Here is a 25,279-nt window from a genome sequence, read left to right as displayed (position 1 = left end):
TCACACCTCGCATGCCTTGTCGTTCACCTCGAACGCGGCGGGCGCGCCGCTCGCCGCGCCGGTCGCCTGGAACCCGACCGTGAGCGAGGCGCCGGGCGCGACCGAGGCGTTCCAGTCGAGGTTCTTGGCCGTGACGGCGGCGCCGCTCTGCGACCAGGCCGCGCTCCACCCCTGGCCGACCTTCTGGTCGCCGGGGAAGGCGAACTCCAGCGTCCAGCCGTTCAGCGCCGAGGACCCGGTGTTGGTGATGGTGACCTGGGCGGTGAAACCGCCTGACCAGCTGTTCTGCACGGTGTAGGCGACCTTGCACGACGTTCCCGGCGTGCCCGGGTCGCCGGGGTCGCCGCCCGGGTCGCCCGCGCCGAGCAGGTAGGGGTCGAGGTAGGCCTGCTTCGTCGTGTTGACGGTCGTCCAGTCGTCGTTGAGGATGCCGCCGGTGTCGCCCGAGTTGGGGTTCCACGACCAGAAGGTGAAGGAGACGCCGCCCGTGCCCTTGCCGAGGTAGGCCATCAGGGTGCGCAGCCACGTCTGGTCGCGCGGGTCCCTCAGCGTCGTCCCGAACTCGCCGAGCAGGACCGGCGCGACGTTGTTCTTGTAGAGGTAGCCCCAGTTCTTGTCCCAGATCCCGGCCAGGTTGGACGGGAAGGACGGGTCGTCGAACCACGGCTGCGGGTACACCGACGTGGCGTAGTCGTGGGCGGAGTACACGAGCCGGTTCGCGACGTTCAGCCGCACGGGGTACTGCGCGGCGCCCTGGAGGTTGCCGCCCCACCAGTAGTTGTCGCTCCCCTGGTCGTTGACGCCCTCGACGATGATCAGCCAGTTCGGGTTGGCCGCGAGGATCGCGTTGCCGGCCCGCTCGGCGGCCAGCCGCCAGTCCCTCGACTGGTCGCCGCAGCCCCAGCACGCCGGGGAGTGCGGCTCGTTGTGCAGGTCGGCGCCGATGACCGTGGTGTCGCCCGCATAGTGCCGGGCGAGCATCGTCCAGTCGGAGATCCAGCGCGACTCGGGGTAGGCGGCGGTGTACCAGAGCGCGGACTGGCCGCCGGAGTCCGGGCGGTGCCGGTCGAGGACGACCTTGAGCCCGATCCGCCCCGCGTAAGCGATGATCTTGTCCAGGATCTGCAGCCCGTTCAGCCCCTGCAGGTCGGGGTTCTTGGAGTAGTCGATGCTGTTCGGCGTGCTGCCGGAGTCGAACAGCTGGCTGCTGTAGGGCAGCCGCAGCGTGTTGTACCTCAGGCTCTTGATCTGGTCGAGCATGTCCTTGTAGCCGCGCGACCAGAGGCCGTGCGGCGCGTAGTTGGACGTCTCGGCGCCGAACCAGTTGACGCCCGTCATCCGCACCGGCTGCCCGGCGGCGTCGAGCAGTTGCCGGCCGCTGGTGTGCCAGTAGCCGGCGCCCGCCGCGCGGGCGGGGCGCGGCGCGGCCTGGACGAACGCCAGCGCCAGCAGCACGGCCACGATGATCGGGACGAGGCGGGTCCGCCGGAGTCTCACGGTCACGGTCGTTCTCATACGGGGTCCTCGATCGACGGGGTGGGAGCGCTCCCACAGTCGGCCGCGGCACCCGGCCTGTCAAGGACGGCTCCAGCCGTCCCGCGCTGACCAGGCACCCCGCGTGAAAACCCGTGAAAAAAGACCGGCCCCGCCCGGGGGGCGGGACCGGTCTGCTTAATCAATCAACAAGGGCCGTTCGTCAGTTCCGCTAGCCCCGCTCGACGCCGAGGTTCTTCGCCACCTCGTCGATGACCTCGTTGAGGTCCTCCTCGGAACCGCTGACCACGGGCTGCTTGTCGGCCCAGTCGTCGCGCTTCTCCGGCAGTTTGCCGCCAGCCATATCGATCACTCCATCTCGTTTTATCCCTCACAAAAGGTCGAAGCATTGACTCCGACCACACCGGAGACAGTCCGCGATGCCCGGGACGCCGCAACAGCGGTGTGCCGGCTAGGAGAGGGCGAACAGGTCGGCGGGGCCGTGCCAGCAGACCGTGCGCAGCCAGTCGTCGCCGAGGCCGAGCGCGGCCAGCGACTCCAGCTGGTGCGCGTACTCGTAGGGGATGTTCGGGAAGTCGGTGCCGAGCAGGATGCGCCCCTCCAGGCCGAGGTCGCGCAGCCGGGGCAGCAGCGCGTCCGGGAAGGGCGCCAGGGCGGCGAAGCGGGTGAAGATCATCGTCGTGTCGAGGCGGACGCGCTCGTGGGCGTCGGCCAGGGCGAAGAAGCCCTCGAACTCAGGCGCGCCGAGATGGGCGACGATCGCCGTCAGGCCCGGGTGGCGGGCGAGCACCTCGCCGAACGGGCCGGGCCCGGTGAAGCCGTTGGCCACCGGCCCGGAGCCGGCGTGGACGAGGGCGGGCACGCCGGCGTCGGCGAGCATCCCCCAGACCGCGTCCAGCTCCTTGAGGCGCGGATCGAAGCCGCCGACCTGGAGGTGGACCTTGAAGACGCGGGCGCCCGCGTCCAGCGCGCGGCGCACGTACTCCTCGACGCCGGGCTCGGGATAGAAAGTGGCGGACTGGAGGCACTCGGGGACCCGGGCGGCGAACCGGGCGGCCCACTCGTTCAGGGACTCGGCCATTCCGGGCCGGTGCGGGTAGGCGAGCGAGGTGAACGCGCGGACGCCGAGCCCGCGCAGGAAGTCCAGCCGCTCCTGCTCGGAGTCGCGGTAGCGGATGGGCCACTCGGTGCCGATCAGCGGCCCGGCCTCGTCGAAGTAGTCCCACACCGCGCTCATCAGGCGCTGCGGCATGAAGTGGACGTGGACGTCGATGATGCCGGGCAGCCCGAGCGACCGCCAGAACGCGGGGACAGCTGAATCAGAACGAGGTTCGGCCACGCCCCGACCCTAGCCGCTCAGGTGATCTCGGCGAGCAGGGCGGGCAGCGCGGCCCGCAGCTCGCGGCGCCAGTACGGCCAGGTGTGGGTGCCGCGGTAGAAGTGCGTGGAGACGGGGACGCCGAGCTTCTTCAGCTTGCCCGCGAACTCGCGGGAGACGGTGTGGGCGAGGGCCTCCAGCGCGTCGTGCGGGACGGGGTCCCGCCCGCCCCGGCCGGGGTGGTCGAAGGGGCCGGGGGCGCCGTCCCCCGCGCTGACGTGCACCCGGACGCCCGCGAGGCGCCCGGCGAGGTCGTAGGGGTTGTGCTGGCGCCACACGACGCGCTGCTCGTCGGGGTCGCCCCACACGTCCGTCCAGTCGAGGGACGGCGCGCCGATCGCGACGCTCAGCTCGACGAGGTCGGCGACGTCGAGACCGGCCGGGTCGCGGTGCAGCGTGTGGACCGGCCCGCTGAACGACGCCGCCGCCCGGAAGAGGCCCCGGTGCCTGGCCGCGTACGCCAGCGCGCCGAGCCCGCCCATCGCGTTGCCGGCGACGGCGCGGTCCGGGCCCGCGCGGTATCCGCGCTCCAGGATCTGCCGCAGCTCGGCGAGGTGGAAGGTCTCCCACTTCGGGGCGCCGCCGCCGCCGCGGTTCCACCAGTCGGTGTAGCTGCCGCACGGGCCGCCGTCCGGCATGACGACGATCACATCGGCGTCCTCGGTCAGCTCCTCGATGTCGCTGTGCTCGCTCCACGCGGTGTGGCCGTCCCGGCCCGCGGAGGCCCCGTGCAGGAGCCAGAGCGCCGGCCAGGTGCGGGAGGCGTCGCGCGACCAGCCGGGCGGCAGCAGGAGGCGGACGTGGACGACGTCCGCCAGGACGGGGGAGCGCACGGCCAGGTCGAGGACGCGGCGGCGCGGGCGGCGCTCGCCGACCACGGCCGCGCCGTCGTCGGCCGGGGCGCCGGGCGGGGCCGTGCCGCCCGCCGCGATGGACGCGGTCAGCCCGGCGACCGCAACGATGAGTCCCGCTCCCGCCAAGCCGCGCAACCGCATGATCTCCCCCGGTCGTCCAGAGGCGCCTGCTGGTAAAGGTTCCCTCTGACGGGAATGTTTCAACGCTGTGTAATCGGTTTATAAAATGTCGGGCCGGGAGTTCCGGTCCACGTACCCTCCAGGGTGGCGCGGACGAAGGGGGCGACCGGAAGAGATGCGGAGCGTCCAGATGCGGAGCAAGGCGGAGCTGGAATCGGCGATCGCGGGCGGCGGGCGCGCGGCGCTGGTGATCAACTCCCGCTCCCGGCGGGGGCGGCGGCTCTACGGCACGGCGCGCCGCCTGCTGCGCGAGGCGGGCCTGGAGTTCCCGCACGTCTTCCCGGTGACCGACCCGGCCCGCCTGCGGGAGCTGTTCACCGACGTCCTCGCCCTGGAGCCCGACCTCGTGGTCGTCGGCGGCGGGGACGGCACGGTCGCCGAGGCGGTCGGGCACCTGGCGCACCGCGACATCGCGCTCGGGGTGCTGCCGCTCGGCACCACCAACAACTTCGCCCGCAGCCTGGAACTGCCGCTCGACCTGCCGGGCGCGGTCGCGACCCTCGCCCTCGGCCGGCCGGGCGGCGGGAAGGTCGCCGACGTCGACGTGGGCTGGTTCGAGTCGACGGGCGACCCGCAGGGCGAGGGGCCGGGCGCCGACCGCGAGCACATCTTCGCCAACATGGTCAGCCTCGGCCTGTCGGTCGAGGTCGCCGAGCACGTCCCGCACACGCTCAAGCGGTTCATCGGGCGCCCCGCCTACGCGCTGACGGCGGCGGGGCTGCTGCCCCGGCACAAGGCGTTCACCGCCCGCATCACGATCGACGGCGAGACGCACGAGGTCGCGACGCACCAGCTGAACGTCGCCAACGGCGCGCACCACAGCGGGCAGCGCATCGCCCGCGACGCCAGCCCGGACGACCGGCTGCTGGCCGTGTACCGGCTCGGCGACGAGCGGCGGCTGCGGCTGGCGTCGGCCACGGCCCGGCACGTCCTCACCGGCCCGTGGCGGTCGCTGGAGGACGACGCCTTCCTCACCACGGCGAACGTGGAGATCGAGACCGACCCGCCGATGCAGGTGGACGTGGACGGCGAGGTCCGCGGCCGCACCCCGGTGTCGATCAAGCTGCGCGGCAACGCGCTGCGGGTGATCGTCCCCAGGACGTTCGTCGACACCTGACCGGCCGCGGGCGCCGCGGGCGCCCGGGCCCGTCAGCCGGTCGCGCCGCGCTCGTCGGCCATGACGTAGGCGCCCGCCTCCAGGCGCTCGATCACGCCGAGCGTCCAGGCCCTGGCGGAGTCGGCGGAGTGGACCCACCAGCCGAGCAGCTCGCGCAGGTGGTCGGAGGGGTCCAGCTCGTCCAGGGGCGGGGCGACGGAGGCGCGCCAGGCGGCGAGGCCGTCGAGGCGCTCGCGCAGCAGGGCGAGCGCCTCGGCGCGCGGCAGCTCGGTGAGGAACCCGAGGCCCGCCGTCAGCATCTCCGGATGCCGGACGTCCACCGCGGAGAGGGCGGAGCGCAGCAGCCGGTGGAACTCCGCCCGGCCGGCCTCGGTGATCTCGTAGTCGGTGTGCGGCGGGCCCGCCTCGCTCTCCTCCACCTCGTGGGCGTGCAGCAGGCCCTCCTTGGCCAGCTGCCTGAGCGCGTGGTAGATCGAGCCCGGGTTGACGTGGGCCCACTCGTCCGAGCCCCAGGAGAGCAGCTCACGGCGGACCTCGTAGCCGTGCGCCCGCCCGAACCTGCGCACCCCGCCGAGCACCAGCAGCCGCGTCGTCGACATCCTCTCCCCCTGATCGCAAACCCGTTCAGGGTAGAGGCTCCGGCGGCCGCGCGCGCGGTCCTCACCGCTTCAGGGCGGCGAGATCCTCCGGGGCGAGCACCAGATCCGCGGCGGCGAGGTTCTCCTCCAGGTGGTCCGGGGAGCCGGTGCCGGGGATCGCGAGCATCACCGGCGACAGCGCCAGCAGCCCGGCGAGCAGCACCTGCGGGACGGTGGCGCCGTGGCGGGCGGCGACCGCGTTGACGCGCGCGTCGTCGGGGATGCCGAACCCGCCGAGGGGGAAGTAGGGGGCGTAGGCGATGTGGTCGCGCTCACATGCGGCGAGGAGCTCGGCGTCCCGCGGCCGCGTCACGTCGAACCGGTTCTGGACGGCCGCGACCGGCGCGATCCCGCGCGCCTCCTCCAGCTGGGCGAGGCTCACGTGGCTCAACCCGAGATGCTTGATCAGCCCCTCCTCGCGGAGTCCGGCGAGGACGGCGAAGCGCTCCCCGATCGGCTCGGTCCCCGGCTCCTCCAGCCCGCCGGGCCGCAGGTAGACCAGGTCGAGCCGGTCGAGCCCGAGTTCGGTGAGGTTGCGCTCCACCTCGGCGCGAAGCTCCGGTGCCGGGAGCTGCCCGGACGGGAAGGGGTCGCCCGGGCCCCGGTACGGGCCCACCTTCGTGGCGACGACCAGGCCGGGCGGGTAGGGGGCCAGCGCGGCGCGGATCATCTCGTTGGCCGCGGGGCCGCCCTCGTAGTAGTAGAACGCGGCCGTGTCGATGTGGTCCACGCCCAGCTCGACGGCCCGCTGGAGGATCTTGATTCCGGTGTCCCGGTCGCCCGCGGGCCCGCCGAGGGTGCTCGCGGGCAGCCGCATCGCGCCGAAGCCCATCCGGGAGATCCGCAGGTCGCCGCCGAGATCGAAGTGTCGTGTCATGCGGTCCACTGTGCTGCGCCCGCCGGGGCGCGGCGACCGGCTGGCAGCTTGCTGCCACGGCGGCGGCCCGCGGGCCGCGTGGCAGACTGGGTCCGTGAGCGCCGATCTGGACCGGAACGTCGTGCTGCGCGGCGAGGAGGAGCTGGTCGAGCGCGCCGGACGGCTGTTCTTCGCGTGCGAGGAGTTCTCGTGCGCCGCGACGGACCAGAACACGTGGGCGCTGCCCGGCCTGCGGGAGTGGATCGTCGCCGAGCGGCGCCGGATCCGGCCCGCCCCGGCCGTCCGCAAGCTGTACAACCCGGCGGCCCTGGCCGACGAGGAGTCCGAGCGGCGGCTCCTCGCGATCGCCGCCGCGGGCGGGCGGGTGCGGATCTGCCCGGCGCCGCTCCCCCACGAAACGATCATCGTGGACCGGAGGGTCGCCATCCTCGCCGGCCCGGTCGAGGGCGGCGTCCGCGAGTACACCGTCGTCCGGTCGCCGGGCGTGGTGAAGGGCGTGGTCTCGCTCTTCGAGGCGACGTGGGAGACGGCGGCCGACCTGGCCGACCACCGGCGCGGCCGGCCGCCCGCGCTGAGCGAGGAGAGCCTGCGCATCCTGCGGCTGCTCGGCGGCGGGCTGAAGGACGAGGCCGCCGCGCGCCGGCTCGGCATGTCGCTGCGCACCTACCGGCGCCGCGTCGCGGAGATCCTGACCCTGCTGGACGCCGACTCCCGCTTCCAGGCGGGCCTGCGCGCCCACGAGTTCGGCCTGGTCGGCTGAGAGCCCCCTCAGCCGCCGACGAGCGGGACGAGCCTGATGAAGACCAGGTCGGGGTCGCCGGTGAGGTCGATCTCCTCGTCGAGGTCCTCGACCTGCCGGTCGGCGGCGAGGACGAAGAACCCGTTGCCCAGGAAGGCGCGCTCGGCGATGTCGGCCTGCCGCTCCCAGTCCAGGCGGCGGGGCTCGCGCAGGCGGTAGCCGTTCAGCTCGGCCTCGGCGCCGTCCGGGCGGACCAGGCCGTGGAACCGGTCGGAGGGGCGGGCGTTGTGCCGGGCGACCTCCTCGCGGACCCGGAGCCTGATCAGCTCCCGGAGGGTCATCCGGTCGGGCAGCCCGCCCACCTGGAACGCGGCGACGGGCGCGCCGGCGGCCGTCTCGTCGCGGAAGTTCACGGCGGTCATCAGGCGCCTCGCTTGATCTGCGTCAGGATGGACTCGTCGTCGATCGCGGCGTCGGCGGCGAGCAGGAACGCCTTGCTGAGGATGAGGGAGAGCCGCTCGTCCTCGAACGGCAGGAAGACCTTGGCGCCCGCTGCACGGCGCTCCGGGACGACGCACAGGAACGCGTCGTCCGGCTCCATCACGATGTTGGCCGAGCCGAGGTGGATCCTGTAGGTGCGCAGGTCGCCGCGCACGACCAGGTGGCGGCCCTCGATCGAGCAGCGGTCGGCGATCTTCGTGCGCGGAAGGACGCGTTCCAGGGCGTCCCGGCGCGTCCGGGCCGACTCGCCGAGGTCGGCGTACCACGCGCGCACCCAGTACTCGTGGGCCTCGCCGTCCTCCCACATGGGGTCGGCGGCGATGGAGGTGACGCCGACGAACAGGTCCACGTCGCGCATCGCCTCGCTGAACACCAGCGGCGGGACGTCGGCGAGGGCCGCCTCACGCCAGCCGCCGTCGCCTCGGCGGTCGAACACCACCCGGTTCGTGCCGGCGATCTCGTGCTCGCCCTGCCAGTCGGCCAGGACGTGGGAGAACCTGACCCGCCACTCCCCCGCCGCGAGCGTCCGGGCCGCCTCGTCGGAGCCTCCGCCGTCCCAGGGGCCGAGCAGGGCGCTCGTCCAGCCGCGGGCCCGGAAGAGCGCGAACATCCGCCGGTAGTGGACGAGGTGCGCGGCGAACCGGTTGGAGTACGTCGCCGTTTCCACCTCCGCGGGGGTGAGCAGGTAGATCTCGCGGAACGCCTGCTTGAAGGGCTGCCGGATCCGCCGCTCGACGAGCAGGTCGCGCCAGGCGCGCACCTCGTCCGGCCCCGACCTGATGGGGTGCCACAGCCGGACGGAGGCGTCGTCGGCGGCGTCCGGAAGGTCGCCGGTCTCGGGCAGGACGGTGCGCCACTCGCCGGGCGCGGTCTCGATCTCCCAGATGAGGGTGCGCACCGTCGGCCCCGCGATCGGATGGCGCAGCAGGGTGTCCCGCCACCGGCCGAACGGGTGGACGGCGTCGACGGAGAAGCCGCCCTCCAGCGCCCGCGCGAGCGTGACGAGCTGGGCGTTGACGCGTGCGACGAGGTCGCGGAGCTCCTTGACCTCGTCCTTGTGGTCGCGGCGGACGGGCACGGGGACGCCCTTGAGCGCGGCGCCGCCCTTCTCGAAGGTCAGCGCGGCCTTGCCCGTGGTGATCGTGACGAGGGCGGTGTAGTCGCCCAATTCCCTGCGCAGGACCCCGCCGGGGCCGAAGCCGAGATCGGGGAGGCGCAGCGCGACCTCGGTCCGCTCGGCCAAGGCGGCCTCGACCTTCTTGAGCATCTTGTCGAGCTGCTTGGGCACCCCGGCGTGCCGGACGATCCCGCGGACGGTCCGGATCGCGGTGACCAGCTCGGGCGTGGGGAACTCCTGCGCGGCCCGGACGATCTCGTACAGCAGCGCCTGCGACGGCAGCGTCCTCGCCTGCGTCGGGGCCACCGAGACGCCGGGCAGGAGCCGGTCGAACAGGGCGGGCAGCCACGGCTCGTCGCGCAGCAGCGCGATGCGCGCGGCGAGCCCGACGGCGGCGACCTCGTCCCCGGTGAACGCCCGGTCCGCGCGGAACGGGATCTCTCCCTCCTGGACGGCGCGGGCGCGCTCGGCGGCGGCCTCCAGGGCGCGGCGGGCGAACTCGGCGCAGGCCGGGACGGCGGCGACGCGCTCCCACACCTCGGGCGGGACGGGCGGGGAGTTGAACGACCGGTTCTCGGCCACCTGGGCGAGCAGCACCCGTTCCACCGGAGCGAGGCGCACGACGGTGTCCAGTTCGTCGTGCACGATCGGTCCCTTCCACTTCTGGCGCAGGCGTCCGGCGACCGCCTGCAGGACGCCGTCGCCCGCGAGCCCGCCGACCGCGAGCAGCGCGAACGGCTGGTCGAGGCGCTCGCGGGCGAGGAGGTACTCGACGAGCTTCCGGGCGGGGCCGGCGAGGTCGGGCCACGGCCCCGTGCAGCGGACCAGCGTGCCCGCGCCGAGCACGAGGTCGGCCCACTTGCGGTGGGCCAGCCCGCCGACGAGCGCCTGGAACATGCGCTCGCACGCCTCCGGCGTGTAGCGCGGCTGCCGCTGCTTGGCCTCGTCCTCGATCCTGAGCCGGACGGACATCGACACGAACGGCGCCTCCCGGCCGACCGCGTAGGCGGCGGGCACGAGGTCTCCGAGATCGCGGTCGGACAGCGCCGACAGGTCGGGATACCAGGTGCGGAACTCCTCGTCCTCCGCCGCCGGGTCGGTCATGGCGCGCAGCAGCCGCGCGGTCAGTTCCATCGGGCGTCCCTCCTGATCTGCCGCAGGACGGCCTCGTCGGTGATCCGGTGGTCGGCGGCCAGCAGGAACGCCGTGCCGAGGACGCGTGCCAGCACCTCGTCCTCGAACGGCAGGAACAGGCCCTTCTGCCCCGTCCGGCGGGACGGCCCGATCCGCAGCCGGTCGCCGCCCGGTTCCATCAGCACGCCGCCGGAGCCGAGGTCGACGCGGTAGGTGCGCAGCCCGCCGCGGACGACGAGGAACCGCCCGTCGACCGCGCAGCGGCCCGCGATCCTCGTGCCGGGCAGGATCCGGCGCAGCACGTCCGCCCGGATCTCGGCGGTCGCCGACGGCGCGCCGAACGGGTCCTCCTCCGCGGCCGGGGCGAGGCGCAGGAACAGGTCGGCCTCCCGCATCCCCTCGCTGAACACCGGCGGCGGCACGGCCCGCGGCGGCTCCTCCCGCCAGGACCCGGCGGCCCGCCGCTCGAACGTCACCCGCGCCCGGCCCTCGCGGCAGCCGACCCGCCACGCGCCCCCGGCGAGCACGCGCCGTTCCTCGCCGTCGAAGCGGCCGCGGCGCAGATCGGTCTCGGCCCCGGGCGGGCCGGGCCGGTAGGTCTCCCGGAACGCCTGCCGGAACGACTGCGCCATCCGGTTGCCGGTCACGAAGCTCCGCCAGGCCCGGACGGCGCCCGGGAGCGCCCGCACCGGATGCCACAGCCGTACCCGCGCGCCGCCCGGCGGCGCGGGCAGGGCGCGGCCGTCCACCGTGACCAGCACGTCCTCGCCGGGCGTGGCGGCCTGCCAGTGCCCGTCCGGCTCCTCGAACTCCCAGATCAGACCGTGCGCGACCCGTCCGGTGACCGGATGGTCGCGGTAGTGCCGGCACCACTGCCCGTAGGGCCAGGTCCGCTCGGCCGCCATCAGCGCCTCGACCCGCGCCCGCTCGGCGGCCAGCGTCGCGCGGACCCGCCTCGCCAGCGCCTTCGTCTCCTTGACCTGCGCGGCGAAGCCCGTCCTGAGCGCGCCCGGGACGGTCGGCAGCGGGCGGCCCTCCGCGCCGATGAAGGTGAGCCGGACGGTCATCGGGTCGGCGATGGCGAGGACCGCCTGGTAGCCGCCGATGTCGCGGGCCAGCGAGCCGTCGCGGCCGAGCCCGTGCGCGGGCACCCCGGAGTCGGCGGGCCCGCCGGGGACGGGCGGGCGGTCCAGAAGGTCGAGCGCGGCCGGCGGCCGGTGGTCGTCGGACATGAGGTGATCTTTCCAGATGGAAGCGCCGGTTCCGGGACGTTTCAGGTGATCACACGCTGAGCTGCCGCCGGATCGAGGGGTCGGTGATCTTGTGGTCGGCGGCCAGCAGGAACGCCTTGCTGAGGATGAGCGAGAGCCGCTCGTCCTCGAACGGCAGGTACAGCGTGCCGGGGGGCCGGCGGCCCTGGACGACGCACAGGTAGGCGCCGTCCGGTTCCATCAGGACGTTCGCCGACCCGAGATGGATCCGGTAGGTGCGCAGCTCGCCGCGCACGACGAGGTGCCGGCCGTCCAGGGCGCAGCGGCCGGCGATCCTCGTGCGCGGCAGGATGCGCTCCAGCGCCGCCCGGCGGACCTCGGCGCTCGCGGTCAGCGCGCCGAAGCCCGCCTCGCGCCGGTAGGCGGCGTGGCGGTCCTCGCCCCGGTCGGCCCAGTCCGGGTCGGCGGCGATGGAGGTGACGCCGACGAACAGGTCCACGTCCCGCATCGCCTCGCTGAACACGGGCGGCGGGACGTCGGCGAGCGGCGCCTCCCGCCAGCGCCGGCCGTGCCTGCGCTCGAAGCGGACCTGGTCGGTCGCGGCGTGCTCGACCGTCCAGTCGCCGTCGTCGTCGACCGGCTCGTGGTAGAAGCACGCCCGCCATTCGCCGCCGCCGAACTCGCCGCGCGCCTCGCCGTGGAGGCCGCCTTCGTGCCGGCCGAGGAAGTTCGACTGCCAGCCCCGCTCCTTGAACAGCGCGTACAGCCGCCGGTAGTGGACGATGTGCGCCGCGTACCGGTTGGAGTAGGTCGCGGTGCCCTCCTCCGCGGGGGTGAGGAGGTAGATCTCGCGGAACGCCTGCTTGAACGGCTGCCGGACCTGCTCGTCGACGACGCGCTCCCGCCAGGCCCGCACCTCGCCGACGGCCGCCCGGAGCGGATGCCAGAGCCTGACCCGCGCGGCGTCGCCGCCGGGAGCGCCGAGGGACGCGCGCCAGCGGCCGTCCTCGCCCTGGAACTCCCAGACGAGGCCGCGGGCGACCGCCCCGGTGATCGGGTGGTCGCGGTAGAACTCGCGCCATTCGGCGTAGGGCCAGGAGCGGTCCTCGGACAGCAGGCCCTCGACGCGCGCCCGCTCGCCCGACAGCGTCGCCCGCACCTCCTTGGCGAGCGCCTTCAGGCGCCTCAGCTCGTCGGGGAAGCGGTCCTTGACCGCGGCCGGGGCCGTCCGGGAGACGCGGCCGTCGGGGCCGGTGAAGGTGACGCGGACGGTCGCCGCGCCCTCGACCGCGACGCGCGCGGTGTGGTCGCCGAGGACCCGCTCCGCCGAGCCGTCCGGGCCGAGCCCGTGGGCGGGGACGCTGCGCTCCACGAGCTGCGCCCGCGTGATGCCCTGCCGCTCGGCCGCCGCCTGGAGCGCCGTGTCGAGCTGCTTGCGCAGCGCGCGGTTGGTGACCGGCGCGCGGAGCCGCCAGAGCGCCTCCAGCGCGCGCGGATCGTCGACCGCGCCCAGCGCGTTGATCGCCGCGCCCGCGACCTTGGGGCCCTCGTAGAGGTCGCGGCCGGCCGTGCCCATGCGCAGGGCGACCGCGCGGAGCCGGGGCACCGCGTCCGGGCCGCCGGTGAGGGCCGCCGCCCAGACGAGGCCGCGCGCGACGTCTCCGTGGTGCGGGTCGACCAGATGGTGGTACCCGCAGGACGTCGCGGTGTGCGGGCCGTCCTCGCGGGGGCAGTGCGGCTCGTCCTCCGCGAGCGCGCGGAGGCACTCGGCGACGTCCTCGCGCGCGGCCGCCTCGTCGGCGAGGGTGACGCACGCGCGGTGCCACGCGCGCGAGGGGCGCGGCGCCGACAGGCTCGCCAGGTGCCGGACGAACCGGGTCAGCTCGGCCGACGGCGCGACCCGCACTCGCTCGCGGAGCGGCGCGGCCCAGACGTCGTGGACGGGAAGCACCCCCTCGGGCAGGTACGCCTCGTCCACGCTCGCCAGCAGCGCCCGCAGGCGGCGGTCGACCCGCTGGCGGTACCCGATCGGGACCTCGGCCCGCGCGAAGACGCCGTTGAGTCGCTTCAGCGGCGGCGCCATCTCGCGCAGGGTTCCGGCGTCGAGGCGCTCGGCGCCGGACAGGGCCTCTTCGACGAGCACGGCCAGCCGGTAGCCCTCCTCTCCGGACTCGCAGGCGCGCGCCATCAGCGCCTGGACCGTTCCGGGACCGTCGTCGGCGCGCGCTTCGGCGGCGAGGGCATGGTCGGGCATGCCGGGATGCTGGCAGAACCGACCGACAAACGCGCCGCGGCGACACCTTCTCAGTGACTTCACGGTCACCTACGCTCGTGGGGGACCCAGACAGAATGAGATTCGGGACTGCCATGACGCACAGCGTGGTGATCATCGGGAGCGGGTTCGGCGGGATCGGGATGGCGATCCGGCTGCGGCAGGCCGGCGTCCGCGACGTGGTGATCCTGGAGAAGGCCGCCGACCTCGGCGGGACCTGGCGCGACAACACCTACCCGGGCGCGGCCTGCGACGTCCCGTCCCACCTGTACTCGTTCTCGTTCGAACGCAGGACCGACTGGTCGCGCCGCTTCCCGCCGCAGGCGGAGATCCTGGACTACCTGCGGCACTGCGCCCGCGAGCACGGCGTCCTCGACCGGATCCGGTTCGGCGCCGAGGTGACCGAGGCGCGGTTCGACGAGGACGCGGCGCTCTGGCGGATCTCCACCACGACCGGGGACCTCGCCGCGCGGGTGCTGGTCTCGGCGTGCGGGCAGCTCAACCGGCCCGAGCTGCCGCCGATCGAGGGCCGCGAGTCGTTCACCGGACCGGCCTTCCACTCCTCCCGCTGGGACCACGGCGCCGACCTGCGGGGCAGGCGCGTCGCGGTGATCGGGACGGGCGCGAGCGCGATCCAGATCGTCCCGGAGGTCGCCCGGGAGGCGGCGGAACTGCTGCTGTTCCAGCGGTCCGCGCCGTACGTGATCGACAAACCGGACCGGCCGTACCGGGCCTGGGAGCGGGCCGCGCTGCGGGCCGTGCCGGGGCTGTACGCGCTGAGCCGCGCCCGGATCTACGCGCTGTTCGAGGCCCGCGCGCTCGGCTTCATCCGGTACCCGCGGCTGATGGGACTCATGGAGCGCGGCTTCCGCCGCCGCCTGGCCGAGCAGGTCGCCGACCCCGCGCTGCGCGCCGAACTCGTCCCCGGCTACCGGATGGGGTGCAAGCGGATCCTGCTGTCCGACGACTACTATCCGGCGCTGAGCAGGCCGAACGTCCACCTGATCACCGACCCGATCGAGCGCGTCACCCCGACCGGGATCCGGACCGCGCGCGGCGCGCACGAGGCCGACGTCATCGTGTACGCGACCGGGTTCCGCTCCACCGAGTTCCTGTCCCCCATGAAGATCGTCGGACGGGGCGGCCGGGAGCTGAACGAGGCGTGGCGGGACGGCGCGCAGGCCCACCTCGGCATCACCGTCAGCGGCTTCCCCAACCTGTTCCTGCTGTACGGGCCCTACACCAACCTCGGACACAACTCGATCATCTACATGCTGGAGTCGCAGTTCCGGTACGTCCTCGGATGCGTGGAGGCGCTGCGCGGCGCGGGCCTGGCCTGGATCGACGTGAGGCCCGACGTGCAGGACGCGTTCACCCGGGAGATGCGGGAGCGGATGCGCTCGACCGTCTGGGAGGCGGGCTGCCGGAGCTGGTACATGACGGAGGGCGGGAAGGTCGTCAACAACTGGCCGGGCTACACCTTCGCCTACCGCCGCGCGACCCGCCGCCCCGACCCGCGGCACTTCCGCGCGCGGCGTGCCGCCGCCCGGTAGGGAACGCGCCCTAGGCTCGGGGCCATGCCGACCGCCTTCATCACCGGCGCGACCGCGGGGATCGGTGCCGCCTTCGCCCGCCGCCTCGCCTCCGACGGGTTCGACCTGGTCCTGCTGGCCCGCGACGCCGAACGGCTGGAGCGGACCGCCGCCGAGCTGCGCGCGGCCTACGGCGTGCGCGCCGAGGCGCTGCCCGCCGACCTGTCCACCGAGGAGGGCCTGGCCGCGGCCGAGGAGCGCGTCGGCAAGGACGTCGACCTGCTGGTCAACAACGCCGGATTCGGCAACAGGGGCGTGTTCCTGGACGTCCCGGTGTCCGACGAGCTGACCATGCTGCGCGTGCACTGCGAGGCCGTCCTGCGCCTCACGCACGCCGCCCTCCCGGGGATGCTGGCGCGCGGCCGGGGCGGCGTCGTCAACGTCTCGTCGGTCGCGGCGTTCGCCACGCGCGGCACCTACGGGGCGTCCAAGGCGTGGGTCGTGAACTTCAGCCAGGGCGTCGCCGCCGACATCCGGAGACGGTCGCGGGGCCGCGTCCGGGTGATGGCGCTGTGCCCCGGTTTCGTGCACACCGAGTTCCACGACCGCGCCCAGATGGACATGTCAGACGTCCCCGACTTCATGTGGCTGGACAAGGACGACGTCGTGGCCGCCGCCCTGCGCGACCTGCGCCGCGGCGTGCAGGTCAGCGTCCCGGGAGCGCAGTACAAGGCCGTCGTCGGGATCACACGGCTGCTGCCCCGGGGCCTCGTCTCCCGCCTGTCGTCCACCCGCGGCCGTCACTACGATTGATCATGTAGTCAGGGGTCACGGCCTTGTCACAGGCGGTGCGAGAGGGCATCGTGGCAGGGCGAGTCGCTTCGAGGCGCGCCGGACGACTCTTCCCGCCCCCGTCCGCCGAAGGGTCTTTCCCGATGGGTCACGACCTGGGCTACGCCGCCCTCGCCCTGCTCGCCACCACCGTCTACTACATCGCCTTCCTCGTCTTCCGCGTCTCCGCGCGCCGGATGGAGCCGCTGCGGGGCAGCCGCCCGTTCCGCGTCGCCCGGCTCATGCTGACCGACCCCGTCTGGCTGGGCGGCGGCCTGCTGCTGTTCCTCGGCCTCGGCTACGAGGTCGTCGCGTTCTCCGCGGTGCCGCTCGCCGTCGCGCAGCCCGTCTTCGCCCTCGGCCTGGTGCTCCTCGTCGCCTTCGCGGCCGGGGTCCTCGGCGAGCGGCTGAGCCTGCGCGAATGGGCGAGCGTCGCGCTGTTCGTCCTCGCCACCGGGCTGATCGGCCTGTCGGCCACGACCGAGGGCGAACCGCGCGCCGACGCCACCCTCGCCGGGACCCTCGCCCGGCCCTGGACGATGCTCGCCGTCTGCGCCCCCGCGGTGATCGTCGCGGCCCTGGTCTGGCTGGTCGGCGACCGCCGCGCGGGCGGCCGGCACGCCCGCAGGCTCGCCGGGGTCGCCTACGGGATCGGCGCCGGGGCCTGCGCCGGGCTGGCCGAGGCCGGCATCCGCGGCATCTCGCTCGTCTACCAGGACACCGGCAGCGCGCGGGCGGTCCTGGAGTCCCCCTACCCGTACCTGACGATCGGCCTCGCCGCGATCGCGCTCGGGCAGCTCCAGGTCGCGCTGCAGCGCTGCCGGATCGCGATCGTCGCCGTCGTGCTCACCGTCATCGGCCGGACCTACCTCGTCCTCAGCAGCACCGTCCTGTTCGACGAGCAGTGGCCGCGCGACACCGCGCCGTTCGCGCTCCGGGCGGGCGGCTTCGCGCTCGCGCTGGCCGCGCTGGCGCTGTTCCCCCGCTACGAGGACCCTGCCGCGCAGACGCAGCGGGCCGCCGCCGGCAAACGCGTGCGCGCCGCCCCCTGATCGCCTACAGTGCGGCCATGGCCCTGCCCTCCCGCCGGTCCCTCGGTCTAGCGCTGCTCGGAGCCTGCCTCGGGCTCGCGCCGCTCGCCGCCACCGCCGCCCCCGCCGACGCCGTCGTGGGCGGCGCCCCGGCGCCCGCCGCCCGGTACCCGTGGATGGCCGCCGTCGGCTCCCCGATCTTCTTCGTCCGCCCGGCCGGGCAGTTCTGCGGCGGCGTCCTGGTGAAGCCCGATCGGCTGCTCACCGCCGGCCACTGCGTGTCGATGTTCCGCCGGGTCCCCGGCGTCCTCACCGCCACCTTCGGCCGGGACGACCTGGCCGGCCGCGGCGGGGAGACGGTCGCGGTGAAGTCCGTGCGCATGCACCCGAAGTACCGCGAGACGACCTTCAAGGACGAGACCGTCAGCCACCACGACCTCGCCGTCCTGACGCTCGCGCGCCGCGTGAACCGCCCGGCCGCGCCCCTCGGCGCCCCCGGCTCCGCCCGCACCGCAGAGATCGCCGGGTGGGGCTTCACCTCCGAGAACGACCTGTTCAACACCCGCCTCCGGGCCGCCGCCGTCCCGCTCCCCGGCGACGCGGCGTGCCGGCGCGCCTACGGCGACTCCTTCGACCCGTCCGACATGCTGTGCGCCGGATCCGCGAAGGCCGACTCGTGCCAGTTCGACAGCGGCGGCCCGCTGATCGCCGGCGGGCGCGTCGCCGCGCTCGTCTCCTGGGGCTACGGCTGCGGCAAGCCCGGCTACCCCGGCGTCTACGCCAGGCTCACCTCCCTGCCCTGACCCCGCCCCGGGCGCAGCGCGGAACGTTCCTACCCGCGCGGACGGATAAACTCGCCCGCGTGTCCGAGCCCAAGTTCGAAGTCCAGATGCTGCACGACCGCGTCATGATCAAGTCCGAGAAGGACAGCGGCGAACGCCGCAGCACCGGCGGCATCGTCATTCCCGCGACGGTCGAGCAGCAGAACCGCCTGGTATGGGGAGAGGTCTGCGGGGTCGGCCACCACGTGCGGATCGTCAAGCCCGGCGACCGCGTCCTCTTCCACCCCGCCGACCAGTACGAGGTCGAGATCCAGGGCGAGAACTACCTGATCATGCGCGAGCGCGACCTGCACGCCATCGCCAGCGAACGCCCAGAACACGGCACTGGGCTCTATCTATAGCCTTTTTCTCCTCCTTCGGGCCTGGCGGCCCTCCATCGTCGAAAAACGCGGGCGATCGCTGGCATCGCTCCGGCTCGCCTTGCGGCTCGCTGCGCGATCAGATTCTTGCTTCGCTCGAATCTGCCTTCGGACGCGATCGCAGCCCCCCAGGTTGTCGCGTGGTCCTGTGGTGGCTGAGGTCGTCGCAGTAGTGGGTGCTGGTCTGCGGTATGGGGGCTCCGGACTTCGTCTGGTGTTGGGCGGCCAGTGCCCGCTGGGCGGGCGTGACAGGCCCTATCGCGCTTCCGTCGTCGTCCAGCCTGCTGAGACGCTTTGCTCCGGCTCGAAATCTGCGCCAGGCCTGCCAGGCGGCCGCACGTGCTCCGGAGATCTCGCCGCATGGCGGTCAGTGCCGGGTGCGGTGCTTCTCGGAGCCTGCAGCCGCCTGGAAATGGGCCTCTGCCCGGCGGAGTGACGGGTCAGTGCGCGGCCTCGAACTTCTGGAGCACATCGGCGGGAATGCGCCCGCGGTCGTTGACGGGGATTCCCGCCGACCTCGCCCACCGGCGGATCTCGGCGCTGCGCTCGCGGCTGCCCGCCGTGCGCGTGGCGCTCCTCGCCGCGGTGCGGCGCGCCTTGCGGGCGTGCTCCCGGTAAGGCTCGATGACCTTGCGCAGTTTGGCGGCGTTCTTCTTGTTCAGGTCGATCTCATAGGACCGGCCGTCCAGCGAGAACGACACGGTTTCCACCGCCTCCCCGCCGCTGATGTCGTCGACCAGGCGAACCTTGACCTGCTGCGCCATGAATTGCCTTCCCCCTCGTTCACTGACGAATGACGGTCCCGTCTTCATACTAGGCCGCCGGGGAACAGGCCAGGTCATCGCAACCGCGCCGCCACGGCCTCGTCCGGGCGAGGCACCGCCCCCATGTTCCGGTATAAAGGCAGCAGACCGGCGCGGACACGATGCTTCTGCAATTCGGACCCTGTCTTGGCAATTTCTTGTGCCCAGGGTGTCGATTGCAGTGCACTTCTCGGTCGGGCTCTCAGGGGGTGACCGGGAAGTTGCCGCGGAAGGTGTCGCGCGGGTCGTGGTGGGCCTTGACGCGGCGGAGGCGGTCCAGCGCCTCGGGGGCGAAGGCGTTCGCGGCGGTCTCCTCGGGGTTGAGGAACGTGAAGGGCTTGCGTCCGCTGGCGGGCAGGAGGCCGGCGAGCGCCTCCTGCTTCGCGGCGACCGCGTCGGCGGTCGCCGGATCGGCCGGGATGCCGAACATGTACAGCGCGTAGGGCTCGGTGAGCGGCCCGTGCGGGCTGTCGGAGGGACGGGCGAACGCGCCCTCCAGATGCCGGATCTGCACGCTCAGCAGCGGGGCGATGGGATCGGCCAGCAGCGCCTTGACCGCGCGGTCGTCCAGCTCCGTGAGCAGTTCGGCCCGTGAGCGGCCCGCGCCGGGGTCGGTGGGCTCGGCCGTGATGGCGCCCAGCTCGGAGACCGGCATGGTCGCCCTGCCGTCGGACAGGGGGCGTGCGAGCCGGTCCAGGGGGCGCAGCAGGTCGCGCGCCTCGTCCGCGGGGCCGAGGTGGGTGACGTCCACCGCGACCATCGGGTCGGCGCCGGGGAAGTGCAGCAGGTCCAGCCAGACGGTCAGCTCGTCCGGGGCGGCGGCGGTGATCTGCCGGTAGGCGTCCATCACCTCGGGCGCGTGCACGGCCGGCCACAGCATCCGGCCGCCGTACAGGTGCGGCGCCGGGTGCAGCGCCAGGTCGAGGGACGTCACGACGGCGAGGCCGCCGCCCCCGCCGCGCAGCGCCCAGAACAGGTCGGCGTCGGTGTCCGCGGTGACGCGCCGGCGGCGGCCGTCGCCGTCCACGACCTCGAAGGCGGTGACGCTGTCGGCGACCCACCCGTGGGCCCGCCCGAACCAGCTCAGCCCGCCGCCGAGGGCGACCCCGGCGACGCTGACCACGGGAGAGCTCCCCGGCAGCCCGGTCAGGCCGTGCGGCGCGACCGCCGCCTGGAGCCGCCCCGAAGCGACGCCCGCGCCCACCCGGGCCCGGCGTGCCACGGGGTCGATCTCCAGGCCGTCCAGCCGCCGGGTGCGCAGGAGGATCGCGCCCTCGGTGCGGCCGGTGGCGCCGTGGCCGTTGGGCTGCGTGGCGATCGCCGTCCCGGCGGAACGGGCGTACCGGACGAGCGCGGCGACGTCGTCGGCGTCGGCGGCCTCGACCACGGCCTCCACCGGCTGCTCCACGGCGAGGTTCCAGGGACGCCGCGCGGCGTCGAATCCGGCGTCGCCGGGCAGCAGGACCCGACCGCGGACAGCGGCGCGCAAGTCGTTCATCATTTCCTCCGAATCAGCAGGTCATCAAGCCCTACACCGAAATCTAGGAGGAGAAGAGACCGGAGATAGGGTGCAATCCCATGGCAGAAAACTGGGTCAATCTGGCGGAGCGGATCGGGGCCGACCTCCACCTCGACCTGCCCGGCGGCGGGCGGCGGGCGGCGCTGACCCGCGCGCTGCGCGCGGCGGTCCGCTCCGGGCGGCTGGCCCCCGGCACCCGGCTGCCGCCCTACCGTTCGCTGGCCGCCGACCTGGGCCTCGCCCGCAACACCGTCGCCGACGCCTACGCCGAACTCGTCGCCGAGGGATGGCTGACCGCCCGCCAGGGCTCCGGGACGAAGGTGGCGCTCGGCGCGCAGCCCCAGGCCCGGCCCGCCGCCCGTCCCCTCGGACCCCGCCCGTCCGAACCGGCGCACGACCTGAGGCAAGGTCAGCCGGACGCCTCGTCGTTCCCGCGCGCCGCCTGGCTGGCGTCGGCGCGCCGCGCGGTCACCGCGGCGCCGAACGAGGCCTTCGGCCCCGGCGACCCGCGCGGACGCCCCGAGCTGCGCCGCGCGCTGGCCGCCTACCTGGCCCGCACCCGCGGCGTGCGGACCGACGCCGACCACATCGTGGTCTGCTCCGGATTCGCCCACGCCCTGCGCCTGCTGTTCGGCGGCGGGGTGCTGCCCGGGCCGCTGGCGGTCGAGGGGTACGGCCTCCCCTTCCACCGGGCCCTGCTCGACCAGACCGGCACGCGCACCCGTCCGCTCACCGTCGACGGCGACGGAGCCCGGGTCGACGAGCTTTCCGAAGCCGAGCGCACCGTCCTCCTGACACCCGCGCACCAGTTCCCCACAGGCGGCCCGCTGCATTCGCGCAGACGCACGGCGGTGGTGGAATGGGCCGCCGCGTCGGACGGGCTCATCATCGAGGACGACTACGACGGCGAGTTCCGCTACGACCGCCAACCCGTCGGCGCGGTGCAGGGCCTGGCCCCCGACCGGGTCGTGTACGTCGGCTCCGTCAGCAAGAGCCTGTCCCCCGCCGTCCGGCTCGGCTGGATGGTCCTGCCCGACCGCCTGGTGGACGGCGTCCTCACGGCCAAGGGCGAGCGCGAAGCGTGGGCGAGCGTTCTCGACCAGCTGGCCCTGGCCGATTTCCTCGACTCCGGCTCCTATGACCGCCACGTCCGCCGGATGCGCCAGAGGTACCGCGCCCGCCGCGACCGCTTCGTCACCGCCCTGGCCGAGCACGCGCCCCACGTCCACGCGACGGGCATCGCCGCCGGTCTGCACGCCGTCCTGCGCCTGCCGTCCGGCACCGAGCCCGGCGCTCTGGAGGCCGCGACCCGCGCGGGAGTGGCGGTCGACGCCCTGTCGGCGTTCCGCCACCCCGGCGCCCGCCTTCCGCCCCAGGACGGCCTGGTGGTGGGCTACGCGACGCCTCCGGACCACGCCTTCGAGTCGGCGCTGCAAGCGCTCGTGCGCGTCCTCGCGGTCAGCCGCCGAAGAGGGGGAGGATCGCCCTGACCGTCTCCACCACGCCGTAGATCAGCGGGATGCCGACGACGGACCAGGAGACGACGAGGCGCGCCGCCGCCCTGTCAGGGGGGCTCTCGTCCGGCGTTGACTCCATGGTGCTCCTCCTTCGCTCTCAGGTGGCCGGGCTGGGGTCGGTCACGGGGGCCTCGGCGTCCGCCACGTGGTGCCGCTCCGCCACCGGGCGGATGAGCAGGTTCGCGGCGAAGCCGACCGCGAGGACCCCGACCATCGTGAACAGGGCGGGCCGGTAGTCGGCGGCCGCCAGGGCGCCCGGTTCGCCGCGGGCGTCCAGGAACCGGTTCACGATCAGCGGCCCGGCGATGCCCGCCGCCGACCACGCGGTCAGCAGCCGGCCGTGGACGGCGCCGACCTGGTAGGTGCCGAACAGGTCCCGCAGGTACGCCGGGACGGTGGCGAACCCGCCGCCGTAGAAGGAGATGATCAGTGCGGCGAGGGCGACGAAGAACGCCGTCGAGGCGTCCCCGAAGAGCGCCAGCAGCACGTAGGCGGCCATGCCGGCGCCGAGGTAGCCGACGTAGACCGGTTTGCGGCCGAGGTAGTCCGAGGTCGAGGACCAGACGAACCGCCCGGCCATGTTGAAGATCGACAGCAGTCCGACGAACCCGGCCGCCTCGGTCGCCGACACCGAGGTCGAGCCGCCGGAGCGGAAGAAGTCGCCGATCATCGGCCCGGCCTGCTCCAGGATCCCGATCCCGGCGGTGACGTTGCAGAACAGCACCGTCCAGAGCAGCCAGAACTGCGGCGTCCTGATCGCCGACGCCGCCGAGACGCCGCGCGGAGCGCCGACCCGTTTCGTCGCGGAGGCGGCCCCGGCGGGCCGCCATCCCGGCGGCGGCACCCGCACGGTGAACACCCCGAGCATCATCACCAGGAAGTAGGCGACGCCCAGCGTGACGAACAGCAGGGCGACGGCGGCGCCGGACGCGGGGTCGCCGCCCGGGTCGTAGAGCGACAGCAGCCGCCGCGACAGCGGCGAGGCGACCAGCGCGCCCCCGCCGAAGCCCATGATGGCCATGCCGGTCGCCAGGCCCGGCCGGTCCGGGAACCATCTGATCAGGGTCGACACGGGCGAGATGTAGCCGATGCCGAGGCCGATGCCGCCGATGACGCCGTAGCCGAGGTAGACCAGCCAGAGCTGCCCGGCGGCGATGCCGAGCGCCCCGACCAGGAACCCCGACGCCCAGAAGCAGGCGGCGGTGAACATCGCCCGCCGCGGCCCGACGCGGTCGACCCACGTGCCCATGACCGCCGCGGACGCGCCGAGCATCACGATCGCGATGGAGAAGACGACGCCGACCGCGGTGAGGCTGGCGTCGAAGTGCTCGACGAGCGCCGTCTTGTAGACGCTGGTGGCGTAGGCCTGCCCGATGCACAGGTGCACGGCGAGCGCGGCGGGTGGAATCAGCCAGCGGTTGTAGCCCGGTTCCGCGACGGTGTGCCGCAGGTCGAGGAAGGAGAGCGCCACAGCGGGCCTCCGGTTCGGGAGCGTATCCGGACAGGTGATGCGCCCCCGACACCGACGACCATAAACACAAACGTGCTACATGAAAACCCCTCCCCACCACCGACCTGTCGACCATGGCGCCGGGGTGTCGGCCTTTCGCGGGCCTCAAGCAGGTGGCCCCGTGTGGAATCATGAGCGCATGTCCGAGCCGGTCAGCCCGCGCCCCCGCGGCCCCGGGAGACCGGGGTACGACCAGGCCACGGTTTTGCGGCGGGCCATCGAGCTCTTCAATCGGAAGGGCTACGAGGGGACCAGCATGGGGGACCTCGCTGAGGAGCTCGGGTTCAGCAAGTCGGCGATCTACCACCATGTGCCGGGCAAGACGCATCTGCTCGCGCTGGCCCTGGACGAGGCGCTCGACGAGTTGACGGCGGTGATCCGCGAGGCGCAGGACGAGTCGGCGGGCAGCGCGTACGAGCGGCTGCGGTCGGTGGTGCGGGAGAGCGTGCGGGTGCTGGTGGCGCACCAGCCGGCGGTGACGCTGCTGCTGCGGGTGCGGGGGAACAGCGAGGTGGAGCTGGCGGCGCTCCAGCGGCGGCGGTGGATCGACGCGCGGCTGGCGGAGCTGGTGCGCGCGGCGGCCGCGGAGGGGGCGGTGCGCGCGGACGTGCCGCCGGAGCTGGTGAGCCGGCTCCTGTTCGGGATGGTCAACTCGCTGGTCGAGTGGTACCGGCCGGGCGGCGAGGTGAGCGCCGACGACCTGTCGGACGCCATCACCGCGATCGCGTTCGACGGGCTGGCCGCGCCGCCGTCCTGACGGGGTCAGGCGTCGAAGTCGACGGTGACGGCGGCGCTGACGGGGTGGGACTGGCAGGTGAGCACGAACCCGGCCTCGACCTCGGCGGGCTCCAGGGCGTAGTTGCGGACCATGTCGACCTCGCCTTCGGTGACGCGGGCGCGGCAGGTGCCGCAGACCCCTCCCTTGCAGGCGAACGGGAGGTCGGCGCGGGTGGCCTGGGCGGCGTCCAGGATGCGCTGGTCGCGCGGCATCGGCGCGGTGCTCGACCGGCCGTCCAGCACGACGGTGACCTCGCTGGTCTCGCCGGTGGCGGCCGGGGCGTCGCGCCGCACCTCGGGGGGCGGCTCGTCGACGTAGAACAGCTCGACGTGCACCTTCTCGCGCGGGACGCCGAACTCGGCGAGGACGTCGCGGGCGCCGGTGACCATGGGCAGCGGGCCGCACAGCCAGACGTGGTCGACGTCGTCGACGGGCGTCACGGCGCCCAGCAGGCGGCGCAGGCGGTCGGCGTCGAGGCGGCCGGAGAACAGCTCGACGTCGCGGGGCTCGCGGCTCAGCACGTGGACGAGCTGGAACCGGGGGCCGTAGCGGTTCTTGAGGTCGCCGAGCTCCTCGGCGAACATCACGGTCCCGCTGGTGCGGTTGCCGTACAGCAGCCGCACCTCGGTGCCCGGGTTGGCGAGCACGGTGGCGGCGATGGAGATCATCGGGGTGATGCCGGAGCCCGCCGCGATCAGCAGGTGCCGTCCGGGCTCGGCGGGGTCGGCGCGCAGGCTGCCGGACGGGACCTGGACGTCGATCTCGGTGCCGGGGCGGACCTCCCGCACGAGCCAGGAGGAGAACATCCCGTCGGGGATCTCCCGGACGCCGATCCGGGGCCGGGCGCCCGCGGGGGCGCAGATCGAGTACGACCGGCGGTGCTCCCGCCCGTCGATCACCCGGCGCAGGGTGAGGCTCTGGCCGGCCGCGAACGCGTAGTCGCCGGCGAGCTCGGGCGGGACGTCGAACGTCACCGCGGCCGAGTCGTCGGTCAGCCGGTCGACCGCGGCGACCTTCAACGGGTGGAACGTCGCTGGCGCCACCG

24 protein-coding genes are annotated in these 25,279 nt (G+C 73.9%); 9 read left to right on the top strand and 15 right to left on the bottom strand.

Annotated elements, in window-relative coordinates:
• The 4 genes from ABD944_RS29335 to ABD944_RS29320 form a co-directional block, all read right to left on the bottom strand.
• The gene (locus tag ABD944_RS29335; RefSeq protein WP_345182281.1) at positions 1 to 1,503 is read right to left on the bottom strand and encodes a cellulase family glycosylhydrolase; all 1,503 of its coding nucleotides are present in this window, start codon (positions 1,501 to 1,503) and stop codon (positions 1 to 3) included.
• A gap of 202 nt (positions 1,504 to 1,705) precedes the next feature.
• The gene (locus ABD944_RS29330; RefSeq protein ID WP_345182279.1) at positions 1,706 to 1,837 is read right to left on the bottom strand and encodes a hypothetical protein; all 132 of its coding nucleotides are present in this window, start codon (positions 1,835 to 1,837) and stop codon (positions 1,706 to 1,708) included.
• 108 nt (positions 1,838 to 1,945) lie between these two features.
• A complete protein-coding gene (locus tag ABD944_RS29325; protein WP_345182277.1) occupies positions 1,946 to 2,833 on the bottom strand; it encodes an amidohydrolase family protein in 888 nt (295 codons plus the stop codon).
• A 17-nt stretch (positions 2,834 to 2,850) separates the two neighbouring features.
• Positions 2,851 to 3,867 carry an alpha/beta hydrolase gene (locus ABD944_RS29320; protein WP_345182275.1) on the bottom strand — a complete coding sequence of 339 codons (1,017 nt, stop codon included), beginning with the start codon at positions 3,865 to 3,867 and terminating at the stop codon, positions 2,851 to 2,853.
• A gap of 169 nt (positions 3,868 to 4,036) precedes the next feature.
• On the opposite strand from ABD944_RS29320, the gene ABD944_RS29315 reads away from it, so the two are divergent.
• Complete coding sequence (locus ABD944_RS29315) at positions 4,037 to 5,023, top strand: diacylglycerol/lipid kinase family protein (protein ID WP_345182273.1); 987 nt, start codon at positions 4,037 to 4,039, stop codon at positions 5,021 to 5,023.
• 32 nt (positions 5,024 to 5,055) lie between these two features.
• On the opposite strand, the gene ABD944_RS29310 is transcribed toward ABD944_RS29315, so the two are convergent.
• A complete protein-coding gene (locus ABD944_RS29310; RefSeq protein WP_345182271.1) occupies positions 5,056 to 5,622 on the bottom strand; it encodes a PadR family transcriptional regulator in 567 nt (188 codons plus the stop codon).
• 61 nt (positions 5,623 to 5,683) lie between these two features.
• On the bottom strand, positions 5,684 to 6,538 hold the full coding sequence (locus tag ABD944_RS29305; RefSeq protein WP_345182269.1) for an aldo/keto reductase: 855 nt from the start codon (positions 6,536 to 6,538) through the stop codon (positions 5,684 to 5,686).
• A gap of 94 nt (positions 6,539 to 6,632) precedes the next feature.
• On the opposite strand from ABD944_RS29305, the gene ABD944_RS29300 reads away from it, so the two are divergent.
• Complete coding sequence (locus ABD944_RS29300; RefSeq protein ID WP_345182267.1) at positions 6,633 to 7,298, top strand: DNA-binding response regulator; 666 nt, start codon at positions 6,633 to 6,635, stop codon at positions 7,296 to 7,298.
• A gap of 8 nt (positions 7,299 to 7,306) precedes the next feature.
• On the opposite strand, the gene ABD944_RS29295 is transcribed toward ABD944_RS29300, so the two are convergent.
• Genes ABD944_RS29295 through ABD944_RS29280 form a run of 4 tightly spaced genes read right to left on the bottom strand, consistent with a single transcriptional unit; the run spans position 7,307 to position 13,494 of the window.
• Positions 7,307 to 7,699, bottom strand: coding sequence for a hypothetical protein (locus tag ABD944_RS29295; protein WP_345182264.1), 393 nt, complete (start codon positions 7,697 to 7,699; stop codon positions 7,307 to 7,309).
• Positions 7,699 to 10,029, bottom strand: coding sequence for a DUF4132 domain-containing protein (locus ABD944_RS29290; RefSeq protein ID WP_345182262.1), 2,331 nt, complete (start codon positions 10,027 to 10,029; stop codon positions 7,699 to 7,701). The genes ABD944_RS29295 and ABD944_RS29290 overlap by 1 nt, the downstream gene beginning before the upstream one ends.
• On the bottom strand, positions 10,020 to 11,261 hold the full coding sequence (locus ABD944_RS29285) for a DUF4132 domain-containing protein (RefSeq protein ID WP_345182260.1): 1,242 nt from the start codon (positions 11,259 to 11,261) through the stop codon (positions 10,020 to 10,022). Before ABD944_RS29285 ends, ABD944_RS29290 begins: the two co-directional genes overlap by 10 nt.
• 49 nt (positions 11,262 to 11,310) lie before the next feature.
• On the bottom strand, positions 11,311 to 13,494 hold the full coding sequence (locus tag ABD944_RS29280) for a DUF4132 domain-containing protein (protein ID WP_345182258.1): 2,184 nt from the start codon (positions 13,492 to 13,494) through the stop codon (positions 11,311 to 11,313).
• Positions 13,495 to 13,607: 113 nt separating this feature from the next.
• Here ABD944_RS29280 and ABD944_RS29275 point away from each other — a divergent pair, with 113 nt between their 5' ends.
• The 5 genes from ABD944_RS29275 (at position 13,608) to ABD944_RS29255 (ending at position 18,089) form a co-directional block, all read left to right on the top strand.
• A complete protein-coding gene (locus tag ABD944_RS29275) occupies positions 13,608 to 15,065 on the top strand; it encodes a flavin-containing monooxygenase (protein ID WP_345182256.1) in 1,458 nt (485 codons plus the stop codon).
• Positions 15,066 to 15,089: 24 nt separating this feature from the next.
• Positions 15,090 to 15,857 carry an SDR family NAD(P)-dependent oxidoreductase gene (locus tag ABD944_RS29270; RefSeq protein ID WP_345182253.1) on the top strand — a complete coding sequence of 256 codons (768 nt, stop codon included), beginning with the start codon at positions 15,090 to 15,092 and terminating at the stop codon, positions 15,855 to 15,857.
• A gap of 122 nt (positions 15,858 to 15,979) precedes the next feature.
• On the top strand, positions 15,980 to 16,927 hold the full coding sequence (locus ABD944_RS29265; RefSeq protein ID WP_345182251.1) for a DMT family transporter: 948 nt from the start codon (positions 15,980 to 15,982) through the stop codon (positions 16,925 to 16,927).
• A 17-nt stretch (positions 16,928 to 16,944) separates the two neighbouring features.
• The gene (locus ABD944_RS29260) at positions 16,945 to 17,709 is read left to right on the top strand and encodes a serine protease (RefSeq protein ID WP_345182249.1); all 765 of its coding nucleotides are present in this window, start codon (positions 16,945 to 16,947) and stop codon (positions 17,707 to 17,709) included.
• A gap of 59 nt (positions 17,710 to 17,768) precedes the next feature.
• Positions 17,769 to 18,089, top strand: a complete 321-nt coding sequence (locus tag ABD944_RS29255) for a GroES family chaperonin (protein ID WP_345182246.1) — start codon at positions 17,769 to 17,771, stop codon at positions 18,087 to 18,089.
• 458 nt (positions 18,090 to 18,547) lie between these two features.
• On the opposite strand, the gene ABD944_RS29250 is transcribed toward ABD944_RS29255, so the two are convergent.
• Positions 18,548 to 18,871: a histone-like nucleoid-structuring protein Lsr2 gene (locus tag ABD944_RS29250; RefSeq protein WP_345182244.1), complete on the bottom strand. Its 324-nt coding sequence runs from the start codon at positions 18,869 to 18,871 to the stop codon at positions 18,548 to 18,550.
• A 241-nt stretch (positions 18,872 to 19,112) separates the two neighbouring features.
• Positions 19,113 to 20,408 (bottom strand): FAD-binding oxidoreductase, encoded by a 1,296-nt coding sequence (locus ABD944_RS29245; RefSeq protein ID WP_345182242.1) that lies wholly within the window; start codon positions 20,406 to 20,408, stop codon positions 19,113 to 19,115.
• Positions 20,409 to 20,488: 80 nt separating this feature from the next.
• Between ABD944_RS29245 and pdxR the strand changes: the two genes are divergently transcribed.
• Positions 20,489 to 21,919, top strand: coding sequence for a MocR-like pyridoxine biosynthesis transcription factor PdxR (pdxR, locus tag ABD944_RS29240; protein ID WP_345182240.1), 1,431 nt, complete (start codon positions 20,489 to 20,491; stop codon positions 21,917 to 21,919).
• On the opposite strand, the gene ABD944_RS29235 is transcribed toward pdxR, so the two are convergent.
• Together ABD944_RS29235 and ABD944_RS29230 are read right to left on the bottom strand one after the other, a co-directional pair.
• Entirely contained in the window at positions 21,888 to 22,025 is a 138-nt protein-coding gene (locus tag ABD944_RS29235) for an MFS transporter small subunit (RefSeq protein WP_345182238.1), read from the bottom strand. The two genes, pdxR and ABD944_RS29235, sit on opposite strands and share 32 nt — an antisense overlap.
• Before the next feature lie 18 nt (positions 22,026 to 22,043).
• Positions 22,044 to 23,417 carry an OFA family MFS transporter gene (locus ABD944_RS29230; RefSeq protein ID WP_345182236.1) on the bottom strand — a complete coding sequence of 458 codons (1,374 nt, stop codon included), beginning with the start codon at positions 23,415 to 23,417 and terminating at the stop codon, positions 22,044 to 22,046.
• Between the two features lie 178 nt (positions 23,418 to 23,595).
• Between ABD944_RS29230 and ABD944_RS29225 the strand changes: the two genes are divergently transcribed.
• Positions 23,596 to 24,213, top strand: a complete 618-nt coding sequence (locus tag ABD944_RS29225; protein ID WP_345182234.1) for a TetR/AcrR family transcriptional regulator — start codon at positions 23,596 to 23,598, stop codon at positions 24,211 to 24,213.
• Positions 24,214 to 24,218: 5 nt separating this feature from the next.
• Here ABD944_RS29225 and paaE read toward each other — a convergent pair whose 3' ends face one another.
• The gene (paaE, locus tag ABD944_RS29220; protein WP_345182231.1) at positions 24,219 to 25,277 is read right to left on the bottom strand and encodes a 1,2-phenylacetyl-CoA epoxidase subunit PaaE; all 1,059 of its coding nucleotides are present in this window, start codon (positions 25,275 to 25,277) and stop codon (positions 24,219 to 24,221) included.
• Positions 25,278 to 25,279 lie beyond the last annotated feature (2 nt).

Source organism: Actinomadura verrucosospora, assembly GCF_039540335.1.
Lineage (GTDB): Bacteria > Actinomycetota > Actinomycetes > Streptosporangiales > Streptosporangiaceae > Spirillospora > Spirillospora verrucosospora.
The sequence above is the reverse complement of the archived record's forward strand: the minus strand, read 5'-3'. Positions and strand labels throughout refer to the sequence as shown.